Annotated in this window: 16 protein-coding genes; 11 read left to right on the plus strand and 5 right to left on the minus strand. The window is 61.6% G+C overall.

The window, feature by feature from the left end:
- Positions 1 to 7: 7 nt before the first annotated feature.
- From nirB to treF, 5 genes are all read left to right on the plus strand, one after another.
- Positions 8 to 2,569, plus strand: a complete 2,562-nt coding sequence (gene nirB / locus CFter6_RS00965; protein WP_061538358.1) for a nitrite reductase large subunit NirB — start codon at positions 8 to 10, stop codon at positions 2,567 to 2,569.
- A gap of 9 nt (positions 2,570 to 2,578) precedes the next feature.
- A complete protein-coding gene (gene nirD / locus CFter6_RS00970) occupies positions 2,579 to 2,932 on the plus strand; it encodes a nitrite reductase small subunit NirD (protein ID WP_061538359.1) in 354 nt (117 codons plus the stop codon).
- Positions 2,929 to 4,176 (plus strand): NAD(P)/FAD-dependent oxidoreductase, encoded by a 1,248-nt coding sequence (locus CFter6_RS00975; protein WP_061538360.1) that lies wholly within the window; start codon positions 2,929 to 2,931, stop codon positions 4,174 to 4,176. Before nirD ends, CFter6_RS00975 begins: the two co-directional genes overlap by 4 nt.
- Positions 4,177 to 4,188: 12 nt before the next feature.
- Positions 4,189 to 6,936: a nitrate reductase gene (locus CFter6_RS00980; RefSeq protein ID WP_061538361.1), complete on the plus strand. Its 2,748-nt coding sequence runs from the start codon at positions 4,189 to 4,191 to the stop codon at positions 6,934 to 6,936.
- A 65-nt stretch (positions 6,937 to 7,001) separates the two neighbouring features.
- Positions 7,002 to 8,639 (plus strand): alpha,alpha-trehalase TreF, encoded by a 1,638-nt coding sequence (gene treF / locus CFter6_RS00985; RefSeq protein ID WP_236904480.1) that lies wholly within the window; start codon positions 7,002 to 7,004, stop codon positions 8,637 to 8,639.
- Here the strand turns inward: treF and CFter6_RS00990 are convergent.
- Positions 8,636 to 9,829: an MFS transporter gene (locus CFter6_RS00990; protein WP_061538363.1), complete on the minus strand. Its 1,194-nt coding sequence runs from the start codon at positions 9,827 to 9,829 to the stop codon at positions 8,636 to 8,638. The two genes, treF and CFter6_RS00990, sit on opposite strands and share 4 nt — an antisense overlap.
- 172 nt (positions 9,830 to 10,001) lie before the next feature.
- Between CFter6_RS00990 and CFter6_RS00995 the strand changes: the two genes are divergently transcribed.
- The 3 genes from CFter6_RS00995 to CFter6_RS01005 all read left to right on the plus strand — a co-directional run bounded on the left by CFter6_RS00995 (position 10,002) and on the right by CFter6_RS01005 (position 11,230).
- Positions 10,002 to 10,481 carry a nuclear transport factor 2 family protein gene (locus tag CFter6_RS00995; protein WP_061538364.1) on the plus strand — a complete coding sequence of 160 codons (480 nt, stop codon included), beginning with the start codon at positions 10,002 to 10,004 and terminating at the stop codon, positions 10,479 to 10,481.
- A gap of 111 nt (positions 10,482 to 10,592) precedes the next feature.
- Positions 10,593 to 10,829 (plus strand): type II toxin-antitoxin system VapB family antitoxin, encoded by a 237-nt coding sequence (gene vapB, locus CFter6_RS01000; protein WP_061538365.1) that lies wholly within the window; start codon positions 10,593 to 10,595, stop codon positions 10,827 to 10,829.
- Positions 10,829 to 11,230: a type II toxin-antitoxin system VapC family toxin gene (locus CFter6_RS01005; RefSeq protein WP_061538366.1), complete on the plus strand. Its 402-nt coding sequence runs from the start codon at positions 10,829 to 10,831 to the stop codon at positions 11,228 to 11,230. The genes vapB and CFter6_RS01005 overlap by 1 nt, the downstream gene beginning before the upstream one ends.
- Positions 11,231 to 11,252: 22 nt before the next feature.
- Here the strand turns inward: CFter6_RS01005 and CFter6_RS01010 are convergent, their stop codons facing one another.
- Positions 11,253 to 11,525 carry a DUF2471 family protein gene (locus tag CFter6_RS01010; protein ID WP_061538367.1) on the minus strand — a complete coding sequence of 91 codons (273 nt, stop codon included), beginning with the start codon at positions 11,523 to 11,525 and terminating at the stop codon, positions 11,253 to 11,255.
- Positions 11,526 to 11,873: 348 nt separating this feature from the next.
- On the opposite strand from CFter6_RS01010, the gene CFter6_RS01015 reads away from it, so the two are divergent.
- Positions 11,874 to 13,913 (plus strand): M3 family metallopeptidase, encoded by a 2,040-nt coding sequence (locus CFter6_RS01015; protein WP_061538368.1) that lies wholly within the window; start codon positions 11,874 to 11,876, stop codon positions 13,911 to 13,913.
- A gap of 109 nt (positions 13,914 to 14,022) precedes the next feature.
- On the opposite strand, the gene CFter6_RS01020 is transcribed toward CFter6_RS01015, so the two are convergent.
- A complete protein-coding gene (locus CFter6_RS01020; protein ID WP_082814504.1) occupies positions 14,023 to 14,967 on the minus strand; it encodes a S1/P1 nuclease in 945 nt (314 codons plus the stop codon).
- A gap of 237 nt (positions 14,968 to 15,204) precedes the next feature.
- Here CFter6_RS01020 and CFter6_RS01025 point away from each other — a divergent pair, with 237 nt between their 5' ends.
- Together CFter6_RS01025 and CFter6_RS01030 are read left to right on the plus strand one after the other, a co-directional pair.
- On the plus strand, positions 15,205 to 15,867 hold the full coding sequence (locus tag CFter6_RS01025) for an epoxyqueuosine reductase QueH (RefSeq protein WP_061538370.1): 663 nt from the start codon (positions 15,205 to 15,207) through the stop codon (positions 15,865 to 15,867).
- A complete protein-coding gene (locus tag CFter6_RS01030; RefSeq protein WP_061538371.1) occupies positions 15,864 to 16,082 on the plus strand; it encodes a hypothetical protein in 219 nt (72 codons plus the stop codon). The genes CFter6_RS01025 and CFter6_RS01030 overlap by 4 nt, the downstream gene beginning before the upstream one ends.
- A gap of 19 nt (positions 16,083 to 16,101) precedes the next feature.
- On the opposite strand, the gene CFter6_RS01035 is transcribed toward CFter6_RS01030, so the two are convergent.
- Positions 16,102 to 16,860 (minus strand): molybdopterin-dependent oxidoreductase, encoded by a 759-nt coding sequence (locus CFter6_RS01035; protein WP_061538372.1) that lies wholly within the window; start codon positions 16,858 to 16,860, stop codon positions 16,102 to 16,104.
- The gene (locus tag CFter6_RS01040) at positions 16,857 to 17,516 is read right to left on the minus strand and encodes a cytochrome b/b6 domain-containing protein (protein WP_061538373.1); all 660 of its coding nucleotides are present in this window, start codon (positions 17,514 to 17,516) and stop codon (positions 16,857 to 16,859) included. Before CFter6_RS01040 ends, CFter6_RS01035 begins: the two co-directional genes overlap by 4 nt.
- Positions 17,517 to 17,527 lie beyond the last annotated feature (11 nt).

Consider the following 17,527-nt stretch of genomic DNA (forward strand, 5'->3'; position numbering starts at 1 on the left):
CAGCACCATGAAAATCATCGTCATCGGCCACGGCATGGTCGGCCACAAGTTCCTGGAATGCCTGGCTGACGCTGGCACGCCAGAGATGGCAGTCACCGTGCTGTGCGAAGAACCGCGCCCGGCTTACGACCGCGTCCACCTTTCGGAATTTTTTTCGGGAAAATCGGCGCAAGACCTGTCGCTGGTGGCGCCCGGCTTTTTCGAAAGCAACAGCCATATCGAACTGAAGCTGAACGCCAAGGCGCAACTGATCGACAGCATCGCCAAGACCGTCACGGTGAATGTCGGCGGCGCCATCGAAATCCTGCCGTACGACAAGCTGGTGATCGCTACCGGCTCCTATCCTTTTGTGCCGACCCTGGCCGGCAACCAGCGCAAGGATTGTTTCGTCTACCGCACCATCGAGGACCTGGAAGCGATGCTGGAATGCGGCAAACGGTCGCGCAGCGGCGTCGTGATCGGCGGCGGCCTGCTCGGGCTGGAATGCGCCAAGGCTTTGCGCGACATGCAGCTGGAAACCCATGTGGTCGAGTTCGCGCCGCGCCTGATGGCGGTGCAGGTGGATGAAAGCGGCGGCCGCATCCTGCGCCAGAAAATCGAAGAACTGGGCGTCACCGCGCATACGCAAAAGAACACCTTGGAAATCGTCGACGGCAAAAGCGGCACGCATCGCATGAATTTCGACGACGGCACCCATCTCGATGCCGACATGATCGTATTCTCCGCCGGCATCCGCCCGCGCGACGAGCTGGCGCGCGACAGCGGCCTCAAGGTCGGCGAACGCGGCGGCATCGTGATCGACAACGGCTGCCGCAGCTCCGATCCGGACATCTATGCGATTGGTGAATGCGCCCTGTGGAATGGCCGCATATTCGGCCTGGTGGCGCCCGGATACGATATGGCGCGCATCGCTGCCAAGCATATGCTCACGATTGACAGCAGCACGGCAGCGCCTGAATTCACCGGCGCCGACATGAGCACCAAGCTCAAGCTGATGGGCGTCGATGTCGCCAGCATCGGCGATCCGCACGGCAAGGAAGCCGGCAGCCGTTCCTACCAGTTCACCGACGAGCGCAAGCAGATCTACAAGAAGATCGTGGTGTCGGAATGCGGAAAATATTTGCTGGGCGGCGTGATGGTGGGCGACGCCAGCGAATACGGCACGCTGCTGCAGATGATGCTCAACCGAATCGAGCTGCCGGCCGCGCCGGAATTCCTGATCCTGCCGCAGGCAGACGGCCAGGCCAGGGTGGGTCTTGGCGTCGATGCCTTGCCGGAGACGGCGCAGATCTGTTCTTGCAATAATGTGTCGAAAGGCGATCTGTGCGCAGCCGTGAGCGGCGGCGCCACCAGCATAGGCGCCCTGAAAAGCTGCACCAAGGCCGGCACTTCCTGCGGCGGCTGCGTGGCGCTGGTGACGCAGATCATGAAGTCTGAGATGAAGAAACAGGGCATGGCTGTCAACAACCATGTCTGCGAGCATTTTCCGTATTCGCGCCAGGAGCTGTTCCATCTGGTGAAGGTGGGCCAGATCAAGACTTTCGGTACCCTGCTGGAACAGCATGGCAAGGGCCTTGGCTGCGATATCTGCAAACCGGTCGCGGCCAGTATCCTGGCTTCCTGCTGGAACGATTTTGTGCTGAAAAAGGAACACGCCAGCCTGCAGGATTCCAACGATTATTTCCTCGGCAATATCCAGAAAGACGGCACGTATTCGGTGGTGCCGCGCATGGCCGGCGGCGAAGTCACGCCGGACGGCTTGATCGCGGTCGGCCAGGTCGCCAAGAAATACGGCTTGTATACCAAGATCACCGGCGGCCAGCGGGTCGACCTGTTCGGCGCCCGCGTCGAGCAGCTGCCTCTTATATGGGAAGAGCTGATCGCCGCCGGTTTCGAATCCGGCCACGCCTATGGCAAGTCGCTGCGCACCGTCAAATCCTGCGTCGGCTCGACCTGGTGCCGCTACGGCGTTGACGACAGTGTCGGCCTGGCGATAGCGCTGGAAAACCGCTACAAGGGTTTGCGCGCGCCGCACAAGATCAAGTTCGGCGTCTCCGGCTGCACCCGCGAATGCGCCGAGGCGCAGGGCAAGGACGTCGGCATCATCGCTACTGAAAAAGGCTGGAACCTGTACGTGTGCGGCAACGGCGGCATGAAACCGCGCCATGCGGAACTGCTGGCGTCGGACCTGGACAAGGCGACCTTGATCCAGACCATAGACCGTTTCCTGATGTTCTACATCCGCACCGCCGACCGCCTGCAGCGCACCAGCGTCTGGCGCGACAACCTGGAAGGCGGGCTCGATTACCTGAAACAGGTGGTGGTGGACGACAAGCTGCACATCGCAGCCGAACTGGAAGCCGACATGCAGCACGTGGTCGACACTTACGAGTGCGAATGGAAGCATGCAGTGACCGATGCCGAAACGCGCAAGCGCTTCCAGCATTTCGTCAACAGCGACCGGGTCGACAATAACGTGGTGTTCATGGAAGAGCGCGGCCAGATCCGTCCGGCCACCGTGGAAGAACGCAAACGCATCAACATCCCGATTGTCGTGGAAACCGTTTAAAGGAACACCATGCACAACGACTATCAAAGCAGCAACTGGATCGCCGTTTGTCAGCTGGACGATATCTTGCCGGATACCGGCGTCTGCGCGCTGGTCAACGGCGAACAGGTTGCGGTGTTCCATGTGATCGACGGCGAACATCGCGTCTTCGCCATCGGCAACTACGATCCGAACGCGGAGGCGGCGGTATTGTCGCGCGGCCTGGTCGGCAGCCTGGGCGAGCGCATCGTAGTCGCTTCGCCCATCTATAAACATCACTTCGATTTGCAGACCGGCGAATGCCTGGAGGCGCCGGAACATTCCGTGAACGCCTATCCGGCCCGCATCAGCGAGGGCAAGGTCTGGGTCGCCGCATGCACATGAAAGTCGCAACCGACACACCATCAACAGTCAGGAAGCCGGCGCTGGCAGTGATCGGCAACGGCATGGCCGGCATGCGCACGGTCGAAGAACTGCTCAAGCTGGCGCCGGACCTGTATGACATCACCGTGTTCGGCGCCGAGCCGCATGGCAACTACAACCGCATCCTGCTGTCGCCGCTGCTGGCGGGCGACAAGAGCATGGACGACATCATGCTCAATACGCCAGAGTGGTACAAGCAGCACGGGATCACGCTGCATGCCGGCGATCCGGTGATGGCCATAGACCGCCAGCGCCGCATTGTCCGCTCGCGCGCCGGCATCGAGCTGCACTATGACCGCCTGTTGCTGGCGACCGGCTCCAAGCCTTTCATCATCCCGGTGCCCGGCCATCAGCTGCCGGGCGTGATCGCTTTCCGCGATATCCAGGATGTGGAAACCATGCTGGCGGCGGCGCGCAGCCACCGCCATGCGGTGGTCATCGGCGGTGGCCTGCTCGGGCTGGAAGCCGCCAACGGCCTGCTGCGGCAAGGCATGGATGTGACGGTGGTGCATGTCATGGACAGCCTGATGGAAAGGCAGTTGGACAAGTCGGCGGCGATCCTGCTGAAGAAGGCGCTGGAACAGAAAGGCCTGCGATTTTTACTGAACGCTCAGACAGCTGAAATTATCGGCGCCGGACAAGTTGCCGCAGTGCGCTTCAAGGATGGCACGGAAATTCCTGCCGACCTGGTGGTCATGACCGCCGGCGTCCGTCCCAATATCGAACTGGCGCAGCAGGCCGGCCTGCATTGCGAACGTGCAATCGTGGTCGACGATACCTTGCAGACCTACGATCCGCGCATTTATGCGGTAGGCGAATGCGTGCAGCATCGCATGGCGACCTTCGGGCTGGTGGCGCCGATCTGGGACCAGGCGCGTGTATGCGGCGCGCACCTGGCCGGCGCCGGCCATCGGCGTTATGTGCAGCAAGCCACCGCCACCAAGCTCAAGGTCACCGGCGTCGACCTGTATTCCGCCGGCGATTTCATCGGCGGCGAAGGCAGCGAAGACCTGGTGCTGCGCGATCCGCGCCGCGGCATCTACAAGCGGCTGGTGATCAAAGGCCCGCATATCGTCGGCGCGGTATTGTATGGCGACGTCAAGGACGGCCCCTGGTATTTCGAGATGATCCAGGGCCGCACCGATATTTCGGCGTTGCGCAGCCAGTTGCTGTTCGGCCAGGCGCTGTGCGCCCAGGCCGCCTGAACCGGAGCGCGCATGAATCCGGTGCCGACATTTCCCTTGCTTGCGGCCAGCCAGCTGGCCGGCACGCTGACCACTTGTCCCTATTGCGGCGTCGGCTGCGGCGTGCGCGCTACCGTGCGCGGCGACGGCCAGGTCGACATCGCCGGCGATGAAACACATGCCTCGAATGCGGGCCGCCTGTGCGTCAAGGGTTCGGCGCTGGGCGAAACCGTCGACCTGGACGGCCGCCTGCTGCATCCGCAGATGCGGGTGCAGCACGGTGATTCATTGCAGCGCGTGTCCTGGGATGCCGCACTGGAAAAGGTCGCGCTTGGTTTTCGTTCGGTCATCGAGCAACACGGCCCGGACGCTGTTGCGCTGTATGTTTCCGGCCAGCTGCTGACCGAGGACTATTACATCGCCAACAAACTGATGAAGGGCTACATCGGCAGCGCCAACATCGACACCAATTCACGCTTGTGCATGTCGTCCGCCGTCGCTGGCCACAAACGCGCTTTCGGCGCCGACCTGGTGCCGGTCTGTTATGAAGACCTGGAGCTGGCCGACCTGGTGGTGCTGGTCGGCTCCAACACCGCGTGGTGCCACCCGATCCTGTTCCAGCGCATCGCCAGGATCAGGGAAACGCGGCCGCAGATGAAACTGGTGGTGATCGATCCGCGCCGCACCGCGACTTGCGAACTGGCTGACTTGCACTTGCCGCTGAAGGCAGGCAGCGATGTCTGGCTGTTCAACGGCCTGCTCAGTTTCCTGGCGCGCCACGATGCCGCCGATGCCAGTTTCATTGAGGCGCATACCAACGGCCTGGACGCGGCGCTGGAAACCGCCGAAGTCGAATGCGCAGACCTGGCCGCGGTAGCAAAAACCTGCAAGCTCGATCCGCAAGATCTGCTGACTTTCTACGAATGGTTTGCGGCGAATCAGAAAGTGGTGACCGCTTTTTCGCAAGGCGTCAATCAATCGTCGTCCGGCACCGACAAGGTTAACAGCATCATCAATTGCCACTTGCTGACCGGGCGCATCGGAAAAGAAGGCATGGGGCCATTCTCGATCACCGGCCAGCCGAACGCCATGGGCGGCCGCGAGGTGGGCGGCATGGCGAACATGCTGGCCGCCCACATGGACCTGGACAATCCGCACCACCGGCAGACGGTGCAGGATTTCTGGCAGGCGCCGCGCATGGCGCAGCGGCCCGGGCTGAAGGCGGTGGACCTGTTCCAGGCAATCGAAGCCGGCCGCGTCAAGGCGGTATGGATCATCGCCACCAACCCGGTAGTCAGCCTGCCGGATGCGGACCAGGTGCAGCGCGCGCTGGCCAAGTGCGAGCTGGTGGTGATGTCCGATATCGTCGAAAAAACCGACACCAGCGCTTTTGCCCACGTCGTGCTGCCGGCCCTGGGCTGGGGCGAGAAGGATGGCACGGTCACCAGTTCGGAGCGCCGCATCTCGCGCCAGCGTGCTTTCCTGCCGGCGCCGGGCGAAGCGCGCGCCGACTGGCAGATCCTGTGCCAGGTGGCGCAGCGCATGGGTTATGCCGGTTTCGATTTCAGCGCGGCGCACCAGGTGTTCGACGAACACGCGCGACTCAGCTCCTTCCGCAACGGCGACGCCTTCGGCCAGCGCCGGGTATTCAACCTGGCCGGCCTGAGCGGCCTGGACCAAGCCGCCTTCGATGCCTTGCAGCCGGTGCAATGGCCTATCGTCGCCACATCTTCCGGTGAAAAACAGGGCACGGCGCGGCTGTTCGCCGATGGCCGTTTTGCTCATGCCGACGGCAAGGCGCGATTTATCGCCACCGCGCCAAGGGCGCCGCAGCACGCAACCGACAGCGAATATCCATTGAGCCTGAATACCGGCCGCGTGCGCGACCAGTGGCACACCATGACGCGCACCGGCAAGTCGCCCAAGCTCGCTGACCATGTGCCGGAATCTTTCGTCGACATGCATCCGCAGGACGCTTTGCTGTATGGCGTGCGCGAAGGCATGCTGGCGCGCGTGTCCAGTCGCTGGGGCGCGATGGTGGCGCGGGTGCACCATGGCGGCGGCATCGCGCGCGGCAGTATTTTTGTGCCTATCCATTGGAACGGCCAGTCGGCGTCGGATGCGCGGGTGGGGGCACTGGTCAATCCGGTGGTCGATCCAGTTTCCGGCGAGCCGGAATTCAAGCATACGCCGGTGCTGGTCGAAGAATTCCGCGTGGCCTGGTACGGGTTTTTGCTGAGCCGCGGCCGGCCGGTGCTCGACGACGTCACTCACTGGACCCGGATCCAGGGACGGCGTTTCAACCGCTACGAACTGGCCGGCCGCAGTCCGATCGCCGACCATGGCGCCTGGGCCGCCGGCTTGCTGGGTGTCGACATTGCCGACGCCGACTGGCTGGAGTACCAGGATGCCAGCGCCGGCATCTATCGCGCCGTGCATGTGGTGGATGACCGTATCGATGCTTGTCTGTTCCTGTCGCCGCGGCCGGACCTGCCGTCGCGTGCCTGGCTGGCCAGCCTGTTCGTCAAGGAACAGCTGGAAGATGTCGACCGCATCGGCCTGCTGCTGGGCCAGCCGATAGCCAAGGGCGCCGATACCGGACCCACGGTATGCTCGTGCTTTTCAGTCGGCCGCAACACCATTTGCGACGCGGTGCGCGAGCAGGGCATGACCACCGTGGCGCAGGTCACTGCCTGCCTGAAGGCCGGAGGCAACTGCGGTTCTTGCGTGCCGGAGATTAAAAAGCTGTTGACGGAAATTTCAATTGTAGAAGTGGTATAGGCCGGGAAATCTGATTAACTAAGTTACCATTATTTTTACTTGAAACGAAAATGATGGAGACGAACATGGTTTTCTTCTTTGCGCCATCGCGCCGGCATTATTCCCGCCTGGCCGCGCTGATCCTCGCGGCCGGCCTTGCCGCCGCCGCACCGGCGTACGCCGATACCTCTGCTGTCCTTGATACCGCTGCCTATCCGGCGCCGCCGTCCGAGCTGTATCCGCAGCTGTTCCCGGCAGTGCAGATGGGCCAGGTTTTCGAGGACGGCAAGACCTTTGTCGACGCCTTGCCGAAAGGCCGGCCTGCCGCCATCGAAGCCGAGTACCTGCGGACCAGGGAGCGGCCCGGTTTCGCGCTGGCGGATTTTGTCCGGCAGCATTTCGAACTGCCGCAAGACAATCCGGACGCTTACGTCAGCGACCGCTCGCAATCGCTGCAGCAGCACATAGCCGGCTTGTGGCCGCACCTGACCCAGCAGCCGGCGAAGGCCGGCGCCGCCTCGTCGCTGCTGCCTTTGCCGCAACCTTATGTGGTGCCGGGCGGGCGCTTCCGCGAAGTGTATTACTGGGATTCCTACTTCACCATGCTGGGCCTGCTGCAAAACGGCAAGCCGCAGCTGATCCGTGCCATGGTGGATAATTTCGCCAGCCTGATCGACCGTTACGGCCATATCCCGAACGGCAACCGCAGCTATTACCTGAGCCGTTCGCAGCCGCCCTTCTATTTCAAGATGGTTGGCCTGCTGTCGACCCAGGACGAAGCCGCCGCCTATGCACGCTACCTGCCGCAGCTGCGGCGCGAATACGGCTTCTGGATGGATGGGGAGCACGCGCTTAAACCCGGCAGCGCGCACAGACGGGTAGTGGCGCTGGCCGACGGCAGCGTACTGAACCGCTATTACGACGACCGCGCCGTGCCGCGCGACGAATCGTATGCGGAGGATGTCAAAGTGGCCCGGCAGAGCGGGCGCAACGCTGCCGAGGTTTACCGCGACAAGCGCGCCGGCGCTGAAAGCGGCTGGGATTTCAGCAGCCGTTGGTTCGCCGACGGCAAGACGCTTGCCACCATCGAAACCACAGCCATCTTACCGGTTGACCTGAACAGCCTGCTGTACGGGCTGGAAAATGCGATCCGCCTGGGTTGCGAGCGCGTGCGCGATCTGGCCTGCAGCAGCGAATTCAGGCAGCGTGCCGACCGCCGCAGTATCGCCGTACAAAAATACCTGTGGGATGAGAGCGCGGGCCATTACGTCGACTACCAATGGGTCAAGCGGCAGCCGACCGCGCGCCCCAGCGCCGCCACGCTATATCCGTTGTTCGTCGGCTTGGCCGAACCGGCGCAAGCCGCGCGCGTGGCGCAATGGACCGGTAAGGTATTGCTGAAACCTTACGGCATTGTCACCACGCCGGTCAGCAGCGGCCAGCAATGGGATATGCCCAACGGCTGGGCGCCGCTGCAATGGATTGCCGTCGACGGCCTGAACCGTTACGGCCTGCATGCCCAGGCGCGCGATATCGCCACGCGCTGGATGGGCAAGGTGCAGCAGGTCTACGCCGGCAGCGGCAAGCTGGTGGAAAAATACGATGTCATCGGCAGCGGGGCCGAAGCCGGCGGCGGCGAATATGCCTTGCAAGACGGCTTCGGCTGGACCAACGGTGTGGCGATGCAATTTATGACGCTGTATCCCGAGCTGAAGCGGCCTTAATGCACCGCGGCCGGCCTGGCCTTGCGCTCGGCCAGCAGCCAGATGGCCAGGCCGGCGGCGCTCAATCCGGCGCCGGTCATCGACACGCCGAACCAGCCGGCATAGCCGTACATCGAGGTCGACAGCACCGAGCCGCAGGCGCCACCGATGAAGTAGCAGGTCATGTAGCCGGCGGTCAGGCGATTCCTGGAATCCGGATGCAGGTGATTGATCACGCTCAGGTTGGTGACGTGGATCGCTTGCACCATCAGGTCCAGCAGCAGGATGCCGATGATCAGGCCCAGCAGCGAACTTTTGGCAAACAGCAGCGGCAGCCACGACAGCAACAGCAGCGCCAGGCCGATGGAGGTCGAACGGCCGGCATGGCCACGGTCGGCCAGCCGCCCGGCATGCGAGGCCGCCATGGCGCCGGCGGCGCCGACCAGGCCGAACAGGCCGATGGTGCCGTCGGAATAATGGAAAGGCTCAGCCGCCAGCAAAAAGGAAATCGAAGTCCACAGCACGCTGAACACGGCAAAGATGATCCCGCCCAGCAGGGCGCGGATGCGCAGCACCGGCTCCGCCACGAACAAGGTGAGGATGGACGCCAGCAAACGCGGATAACTCAGGCTTTGCGACTGGTGGTGGCGCGGCAGGGCGCGTCCCAGCAGGATTGCCGTCACGATCATCAGCGCCGCGCCGAACCAGTACACAGTCTGCCAGCCGCCCAGCGCCGACAGGTAGCCGGCCACGGTGCGCGCCAGCAGGATGCCTAGCAGCAGTCCGGTCATCACGTGGCCGACCACCTTGCCGCGCTCCTGCGGCGCCGCCAGGGTCGCGGCAAACGGCACCAGCACTTGCGACACCACGGAAAACAGCCCGGTCAGCGCGGTCCCGAGCAGGACGAACGCCATGCTCTGCGCAGTGGCAGTGATCAGCAGTCCGCAGGCGGACAGCAGGGTCATGATGACGATCAGTTTCTTCCGTTCCAGGATGTCGGCCAGCGGCACCAGCAGCATCAGTCCCAGCGCATAACCGAGCTGGGCCACGGTGACGATCAGGCCGGCGCTGCCGTTGGAAATGCCGAAGCGCGCGGCAATGGTATGCAGCAGCGGCTGCGCGTAGTAGTTGCTGGCCACCGCGACGCCGGTAGCGATCGACATCATGATCACCAGGCCGGGACTGAGTTTTCCGGGTTGTGCTTGTTCCATCTTGAAATGCCTTTGAAAATACAAGGCGACACTTTATCCCTTATCTCGACGCGGCGCTTTGCCGCTCCGTAAACCGGCTGCCAGCAGGCTGGCGAAATATTGCGTAAAGTACTGGCTTGTCCGCAGCAAGCGACCGCCGCAGCCTTTCATCCATCGACCTAGGAGCCTTACCATGAGTCAAGCCAGCGAAGCCCGTCCGCCGTTTCCGCCCTTCACCCGCGAGACGGCGGCGCAGAAGGTGAGGATGGCGGAAGACGGCTGGAACAGCCGCGATCCGCAGCGTGTATCGCTGGCGTATACCGTCGACACCATCTGGCGCAACCGCCACGAATTCCCGCAAGGACGCGATCAGGTGGTGCAATTCCTGACCCGCAAATGGGAGCGCGAACTGGATTACCGCCTGATCAAGGAATTGTGGGCCTTCGACGGCAACCGCATCGCCGTGCGTTTTGCCTACGAGTCCCACGATGCCGCCGGCAACTGGTTCCGTTCCTATGGCAACGAGAACTGGGAGTTCGATGAACATGGCCTGATGCATCGCCGCTTCGCCAGCATCAACGACTTGCCGATCAAGGAGTCGGAGCGCAAATATCACTGGCCGCTGGGGCGTCGTCCTGACGATCATCCGGGGTTGAGCGACCTGGGTCTGTAAGCTTGGTAATCAGGGTTTAAATTAAGATATTGCTTGTACACACATGTATTTACATTGTATTTGATTTGGACTAGAGTGTAAGAATCATGTGTTCAGCAAGCGACGTTTACCATGCAAACCACTAAAGTTTTTAAAAACGGCAACTCTCAGGCGGTCCGTATTCCAGCTGACCTGGCGTATGAGCGCACGGATATAGAGTTGGAGATAGAGCGTGTCGGCGACGAATTGCGGATTCGTCCAGTTGGAAGAACCCTGGGCGGGGTTTTAAAGAAATTCGCGAAATTCGGACCGGATTTCATGAGTAAGGGCCGGGATGATCACGAGCAAGACGAACGCGAGGCTTTGTAATGCCACGTTATATGCTCGACACCAATATGTGCATCTACCTGATGAAAAATCAGCCGCAGCAAGTGGCGCAGCGATTCGCCGAATGTTTTGTCGGCGATGTCGTGATGTCGGCCATCACCTTTGCGGAGCTGGAGTATGGTGTCACGATATCCGCAAACCAAGCGCGGGAGCGACGTAACCTGCACGCCTTGATAGAGGATATTCCTGTGGCGGCGTTTGGTAGCGGCGCTGCAAGCGCCTACGGTCCGATTCGAGAGGCTACTCGGGAGCGCAAGAAAGATCATCTCGACAAATTGATTGCAGCGCATGCTGTATCGCTCGATATCATCCTCGTTACCAGCAATGAGCGGGATTTCGCAAGTTATCCCGGCGTCAGAATAGAGAACTGGATTACAGTCTAAATCGGGCTTGCAAAGGATCTGTTTAGTGCGATCGCCTGTATTCGTTATAAATCAGCGAGAGCACTACCGGCACCCGGTTGGCGTTGCCGAAATTGACCGGATCGTCGGTGCGCGGGTAGGCCACCGGATAGGCGCGCAGCATGTTGATTTGCGCCAGCTCGAAATCTTCCAATTGCGCCAGTGCTGCGATTGCTTCGTTTTCGATCTGATGCATCAATGACCAGGTCAGCAGCGCGTCGGCATTGCGATAGCGCGTCACGATGGCTGCGATGGTGGCTTTCAGTCTGGCAGTCATGGCGTCAAGCTCCGGTCTTCTGACAACAATCATCACATCTCTCCACGCAAATTATACTGTATATATGTACAGTATAATTCAAGCTGCGGAAATACCCAATCGATACCGCCCAGCTATTGCAGCGTTCCGTTGAGAATCCGCGCGGCGCTATACAATAGCGTTCTCTCCATTAGCCAGGATGTGAGTGTCCTAAGTTAGAAATTCGTCGAAGAAAAGCGATGAAATCGGCGCCATGCGTCGTTGCAAATACTCGCAAGGGTTACACCCTTGCTCCGTTTTGCGTCTAGCCTGGCACCGATTTCATCACTTTTCTTGTTCAACGAATTTCTAACTCAGGACACTGTTGCCATGACCGCCATCAATCCGCTGTTGCAAGACTGGAATACCCCTTACGGACTGCCGCCTTTCGATCTGGTCAAGGCTGAACATTTCGTCCCCGCGTTTGAAGTCGCGCTGCCGGCCCACCTGGCTGAGATCGATGCCATCGCCGCTCAATCGGCTGCGCCGAATTTCGCCAATACGCTGGCCGCTTTCGACGCTTCTGGCCGCCTGAACAGCCGTATCAGCCTGCTGTTCGAAAACCTGACCGCAAGCGAAACTTCGCCTGCCTTGCAGGCAGTGGAAGTCGAGCTGGCGCCACGCCTGGCTGCGCACAGGAATGCGATTTACCTGCATGCAGGTTTGTTCGCGCGCATCGCTGCGCTGTACGGACGCCGCGCCGAACTGGACCTGGATCCGGAACAGCTGCGTTTGCTGGAGCGCGTGCACCTGGATTTCGTGCGCGCCGGCGCCAACCTGCCGCCGCAATCGCGGGCCCGCTACAGCGCCTTGACCGAACGGCTGGCAGCCTTGAGCACAGCGTTCACGCAAAACGTGCTGGCCGACGAATCCGGTTTTTCCTTGCAGCTGGAAGACGAAGCGGCGCTGGCCGGCATGCCTGAATTCCTGCGCGCTTCGGCCGCGGCGGCGGCGCAGCAGCACGGCCTGCCGCCGGGCAGCCATGTGATCACGCTGTCGCCTTCGCTGGCCGAACCGTTCCTGACCTTCTCGGACCGGCGCGACCTGCGCGAAGCGGTCTGGCGCGGCCGGATCGCGCGCGGCGCCCATGCCGGCGCCCACGACAACCGTCCGGTCGCCGCTGAAATCATGGCCTTGCGCCAGGAACAGGCACAGCTGCACGGTTATCCGACATACGCCGACTACCAGCTGGTCGACCGCATGGCCGGCAAGCCGGAAGCGGTGTCTGCCTTGCTTGGCAAGGTATGGGAACCGGCCAAGAAGAAGGCCGAGGACGATCGCGCCGCGCTGACCGAGATGGCGCGCAGCCTGGGCCAGCCGACGCCGATCGCGGCCTGGGACTGGCGCTACCTGGCGGAGAAGGTCCGGCAGGCGCGCTACGACCTGGACGACGCCGAACTGAAGCCGTACTTTGCGCTGGAAAACATGATCACCGCCATGTTCGACTGCGCCCAGCGGCTGTTCGGCCTCAGTTTTGTCGAACAGCACGGCGTCGCCCTGCATCATGCCGACGCTCGACTGTGGGAAGTGCGCAACCGCGACAATGCGCTGATCGGCCTCTTCATCGGCGACAATTACGCACGCGCCAGCAAGCGCAGCGGCGCCTGGATGCATATCTTCCGCAGCCAGTCGGGTCACGGCGGCGGCACGCTGCCGGTGGTCATCAACAACAATAATTTCGCCAAGGCTGACGTGAGCCTGCTGAGTTTCGACGACGTGCGCACCTTGTTCCATGAGTTCGGCCACGGCTTGCACGGCTTGCTGTCGCAGGTGAAATACGAGCGCCTGGCCGGGACTCAGGTGCTGCAGGATTATGTCGAACTGCCGTCGCAGATTTTCGAGAACTGGGCCGAGGAAGAAATCGTATTGCAACGCCATGCCCGTCATTACCAGAGCGGTGAAGCAATGCCGCCGGCCTTGCTGGAAAAGCTGAAACGGGCGCGCCAGTTCGACCAGGCCTGGGCCACCATCATGTATGCCGGCCCGGCCCTGATCGACATGGCTTTGCACTCGCTGCCGAACGGCAGCAAGGTCGATATCGCCGCCTTCGAAGCGCAGCAGTGCGAACTGCTGGGCGTGCCGCAGGATATCGGCCAGCGCCATCACCTGTCGCACTTCCAGCATCTGTTCAGCGGTTCGGATTATGCGGCCGGTTATTACGTGTACATGTGGGCAGAGGTGCTGGATGCCGATGCCTACGACGCCTTCATCGAAGCCGGCGATCCGTTCGAGCAGAAAGTCGCCGAGCGCCTGCGGCGCTACATCTACAGCTCAGGCAACAAGGAGGATCCGGCGCTGGCGTTCCGCGCCTTCCGCGGCCGCGATCCAAAGGTGGAGCCGATGTTGGCGAAACGCGGCTTGATTGCGTAGGGTGGGCAAGTTTTTCTGCCCACGCGGTGCCGCGGACATTCGTGTTGCGATAAATCCGCGTGGGCACAGGTGCCCACCCTACTCGCCGGATGGCAACCAAGGTGCGTATTCATTCTTTTCCGGCAAACGGCGACGCCAGGACAGCGGAAGCCGAGGTTGCTGACGCGCTGCCGCCCAAGGCATCGTTGAGAACCTTGGCCAGACGCACGCCGGCCCGGCTCAACTGGGTGGCGACCACGCTGCCGGCGTTGCTGACGTAAGTCGCCGGCAGCTTGTATTTTCCGCTCGAGTCCGGCGTCGGCAGCTTGCCGTAGACATCGGTGCGGGCGATATCGAAGGCTTCCAGCGACCAGTCGCGCGGCGTCTGATTCTGCCATTGCTTGACCTGGGCGCTGCTGATCTTGGCGATCAATGCCGTCGCGACCTTGTTCTGGTCGGTCCCCAGTTTGTTGACGAAAGCGGTATCCCAGTACGCGTGCAGCTTGCCGGCTGCGATGCCGGTGGCCGATACAGTCTCGTCGTTGCCGCCGCGGTCGTGCGAATCGCTGGAATGCAGCGGCTGGTGCAGGTCGCCGACGAAGTGCAGCAGGAACTGCAGCGCCAGCAGGCGTTCCGCCGGCGTCGTGGCGGGATCGCGCAGTTCGACGCTGAACTGGTCGACCTTGTCGACCACGCAATCCTGCGCCACGCCGCCGGATGCAGGTGTATTGGCCGGCAAGCTCGGATGGCCGAAGCAGGCGGCGTCGATGTCGCCGTCGCTGATCTCGGTATCGACAAAATGCCAGGATGCGGTTTCCCGGTGCGAATTGCGGTATTTGTCGGCCCAGGTTGCTTCAGATGCAATGTCGGTGGCGGTCAGGCCGCTGCTGTCGGCCGCGAGTATGGTTTCGACTTGAGCACGGGCATTGGCTGTCAGGTAATGATCGGCGATCAGGCCGACCACCATGTGGCCCTCGTCGCCCCAGGCCAGGGCATCCGGTGTTGCCAGCAGCAAGGGGGCGGCGCAAGCCATACCGCTTATAAAGGCAATGCACAGTTGACGATGCAGTTTCATGGCGACCCCATTCAGGAAGGAAAAAGTTTCCGTTAGTGCAATTCATGCACCGTTTGCCGCCCGAATATATGCCGCATTTATGACCGCGGCATGTCAGAAGCACCTGTCAAGACGGACAGTTGGCAGCTGTATGAATTTCGCTCATGCAAACTTGAGAGTTTGTCGCTTGACTTGACATGCCCGAATCGAGACACTCGGTTATAAGCGGAGCCTTGCCTTTGGCAGCCGCATTTCCTGATGCCGACCATGACCCAACGCCAGAAACTCGTCCTGCCGGGCGGGCACAATAAACTGCTATTGCATTCCTGTTGCGCGCCCTGTTCGGGCGAGGTGATGGAAGCCCTGATCGTCAGCGAAATCGATTTTTCGATTTATTTCTACAATCCGAACATCCATCCGCAACGCGAATACGAGTTGCGCAAGAATGAAAACATCCGCTTCGCCGAACAGCACGGCATACCGTTCATCGATGCCGATTACGACCTGGACAACTGGTTTGAGCGCGCCCAGGGCATGGAACACGAGCCGGAACGCGGCAAGCGCTGCACCATGTGCTTCGACATGCGGTTTGAACGCAGCGCGCTGTATGCCCATGAACACGGATTCCCGGTGATCAGCAGTTCGCTCGGCATTTCACGCTGGAAGAACATGGATCAGATCAACGATTGCGGCGCGCGCGCGGCAGCGCATTATCCCGGCATCACCTACTGGGACCACAACTGGCGCAAGCAGGGCGGATCGGCGCGCATGATCGAAATCTCCAAGCGCGAGAATTTCTACCAGCAGGAATATTGCGGCTGCGTTTATTCGCTGCGCGACACTAACCGCTGGCGCAAGGAACAGGGACGCGAACGGATCAAGATCTGCGAGAAGTTTTACGGCCAGGCGGAAGAGCAATGAGCGCCGGCGCCAAGACGGCTGCCGAGCCATGGCTGGCGGGGACGGCGGATCCGCAAAACAAGCCAGCTTCCCTGACCGCGGCCGACCGGCTGGCCAGCATGGAAAAACTGCTGGCCGCATTCATGCAAACGCTGGATCGGGATGAAGAAGCCGGCACGCCGCACCTGATGGGCCAGCATCGCGGCTGCCCCTGCTGTACCGAACGGGGTGAATGAGCTGGCCCAAGCAGCTAGCTTAAGATCCGCTGAACCAGTTGTATCCCTGGTCTTCCCAATAACCGCCCGGGTTTTCATTGGTGACGAAGATGGCGGCGATGTGCTTGGGATTCTTGAATCCCAGCTTGGTCGGCACCCGCAGTTTCAGCGGATAGCCGTATTCGGTCGGCAGCGGCTCCTGGCCGAAGTCCAGCGCCAGTATGGTTTGCGGATGCAAGGCGGTGGCCATGTCGATGCTGGAGTAATAGCGGTCGGCACATTTGAAGCCGACATATTTTGCAGTCGTGTCCGCGCCGATATGGGCGAGGAAGGTGCGGAACGGCACGCCGCTCCACTGGCCGATGGCGCTCCAGCCTTCGATGCAGATATGGCGGGTGATCTGCGACGCCTGAGGCAAGGCGCGCAGCTGCGCCAGGTTCCAGCTGCGCTTGTCGCGCACCAGGCCCGAGACTTCCAGTTTGTAAGTGTCGCCGTCGATTTCCGGCGCCGAATCGGCGTCATAGAAAGCGTTGAACGGGAATGGCTTGGTGATCATGCTGGCCGGATAAGTCGGGGCCAGGTGGCTGGGGCGGAACAGCATGCTCTGCACGCGGTCGTTCCAGCGCGACATTGCCCACAATACCTTGTCGACCTGGTCGCCATCTTGCAGGTTGCAGCCCGACAGCAGCGATAACGCTCCCAGCGACAGCCCCGAACGCAGGAACAGGCGGCGCTGCAGCTGCACCAGTTCAGGCTGCAGCTCACTGTTTTTCGGAACATCCTTTTTCTTGTCGCTCATGCCTGCTGCTCCTGTTTCGAAGTCTTGCCATGGGCATGGCGCGGCGCCCTCCCGGTCAGCATCGGCAGCAGGGTGCTCGGCACGATCAATACCAGCGCCAGGTGCACCACCACAAATGCGACGATGCCGGCCATCGCGACAAAGTGCACGCGGCGCGCGGTATCGTAACCGCCGAACAGGTCAGCCAGGGCATCCAGCTGCACCGGTTTCCAGATCGACAGGCCGGACGCCACTACCAGTACCCCGAGCAGCAGCACGGCTATGTACATCAGGCGTTGCACGGCATTGTAGATGCCGGGCTGGTGCGCCAGCTTGAAAGTCAACGCATCCTTGGTGTCGCGCAGCAGGTTGCGCGGCCGCAGCGGCAGGAAATGGCGGCGGAAATGGCCGGCCAGGAAACCGTAGCCGATATAGATCAAGCCGTTCGCCACCAGCAGCCACATCGCCGCCAGGTGCCAGGCGATCGCGCCGCCGAGCCAGCCGCCGAGCGTGGCCCAGCGCGGGAAATCGAAGCCGAACAGCGGCGAGGCATTGTAGATCGCCCAGCCGCTCATTACCATGCAGACGATGGCGAAGGCATTGATCCAGTGGACTATGCGCACCAGCAGCGGATGGATGATGCGCGCACGGACGCGAGGTTGCTCAGCAGTGGCCATGAATGCACCTT

The sequence above is a fragment of the Collimonas fungivorans genome, from assembly GCF_001584145.1.
Taxonomy (GTDB): Bacteria; Pseudomonadota; Gammaproteobacteria; order Burkholderiales; family Burkholderiaceae_D; genus Collimonas; species Collimonas fungivorans.

Bases quoted from the DNA above. Each gene is read 5' to 3' on its own strand.
- nirB (WP_061538358.1), top strand. From the start codon at position 8: ATGAAAATCATCGTCATCGGCCACGGCATGGTCGGCCACAAGTTCCTG.
- nirD (WP_061538359.1), top strand. From the start codon at position 2,579: ATGCACAACGACTATCAAAGCAGCAACTGGATCGCCGTTTGTCAGCTG.
- CFter6_RS00975 (WP_061538360.1), top strand. From the start codon at position 2,929: ATGAAAGTCGCAACCGACACACCATCAACAGTCAGGAAGCCGGCGCTG.
- CFter6_RS00980 (WP_061538361.1), top strand. From the start codon at position 4,189: ATGAATCCGGTGCCGACATTTCCCTTGCTTGCGGCCAGCCAGCTGGCC.
- treF (WP_236904480.1), top strand. From the start codon at position 7,002: ATGGTTTTCTTCTTTGCGCCATCGCGCCGGCATTATTCCCGCCTGGCC.
- CFter6_RS00990 (WP_061538363.1), bottom strand. From the start codon at position 9,829: ATGGAACAAGCACAACCCGGAAAACTCAGTCCCGGCCTGGTGATCATG.
- CFter6_RS00995 (WP_061538364.1), top strand. From the start codon at position 10,002: ATGAGTCAAGCCAGCGAAGCCCGTCCGCCGTTTCCGCCCTTCACCCGC.
- vapB (WP_061538365.1), top strand. From the start codon at position 10,593: ATGCAAACCACTAAAGTTTTTAAAAACGGCAACTCTCAGGCGGTCCGT.
- CFter6_RS01005 (WP_061538366.1), top strand. From the start codon at position 10,829: ATGCCACGTTATATGCTCGACACCAATATGTGCATCTACCTGATGAAA.
- CFter6_RS01010 (WP_061538367.1), bottom strand. From the start codon at position 11,525: ATGACTGCCAGACTGAAAGCCACCATCGCAGCCATCGTGACGCGCTAT.
- CFter6_RS01015 (WP_061538368.1), top strand. From the start codon at position 11,874: ATGACCGCCATCAATCCGCTGTTGCAAGACTGGAATACCCCTTACGGA.
- CFter6_RS01020 (WP_082814504.1), bottom strand. From the start codon at position 14,967: ATGAAACTGCATCGTCAACTGTGCATTGCCTTTATAAGCGGTATGGCT.
- CFter6_RS01025 (WP_061538370.1), top strand. From the start codon at position 15,205: ATGCCGACCATGACCCAACGCCAGAAACTCGTCCTGCCGGGCGGGCAC.
- CFter6_RS01030 (WP_061538371.1), top strand. From the start codon at position 15,864: ATGAGCGCCGGCGCCAAGACGGCTGCCGAGCCATGGCTGGCGGGGACG.
- CFter6_RS01035 (WP_061538372.1), bottom strand. From the start codon at position 16,860: ATGAGCGACAAGAAAAAGGATGTTCCGAAAAACAGTGAGCTGCAGCCT.
- CFter6_RS01040 (WP_061538373.1), bottom strand. From the start codon at position 17,516: ATGGCCACTGCTGAGCAACCTCGCGTCCGTGCGCGCATCATCCATCCG.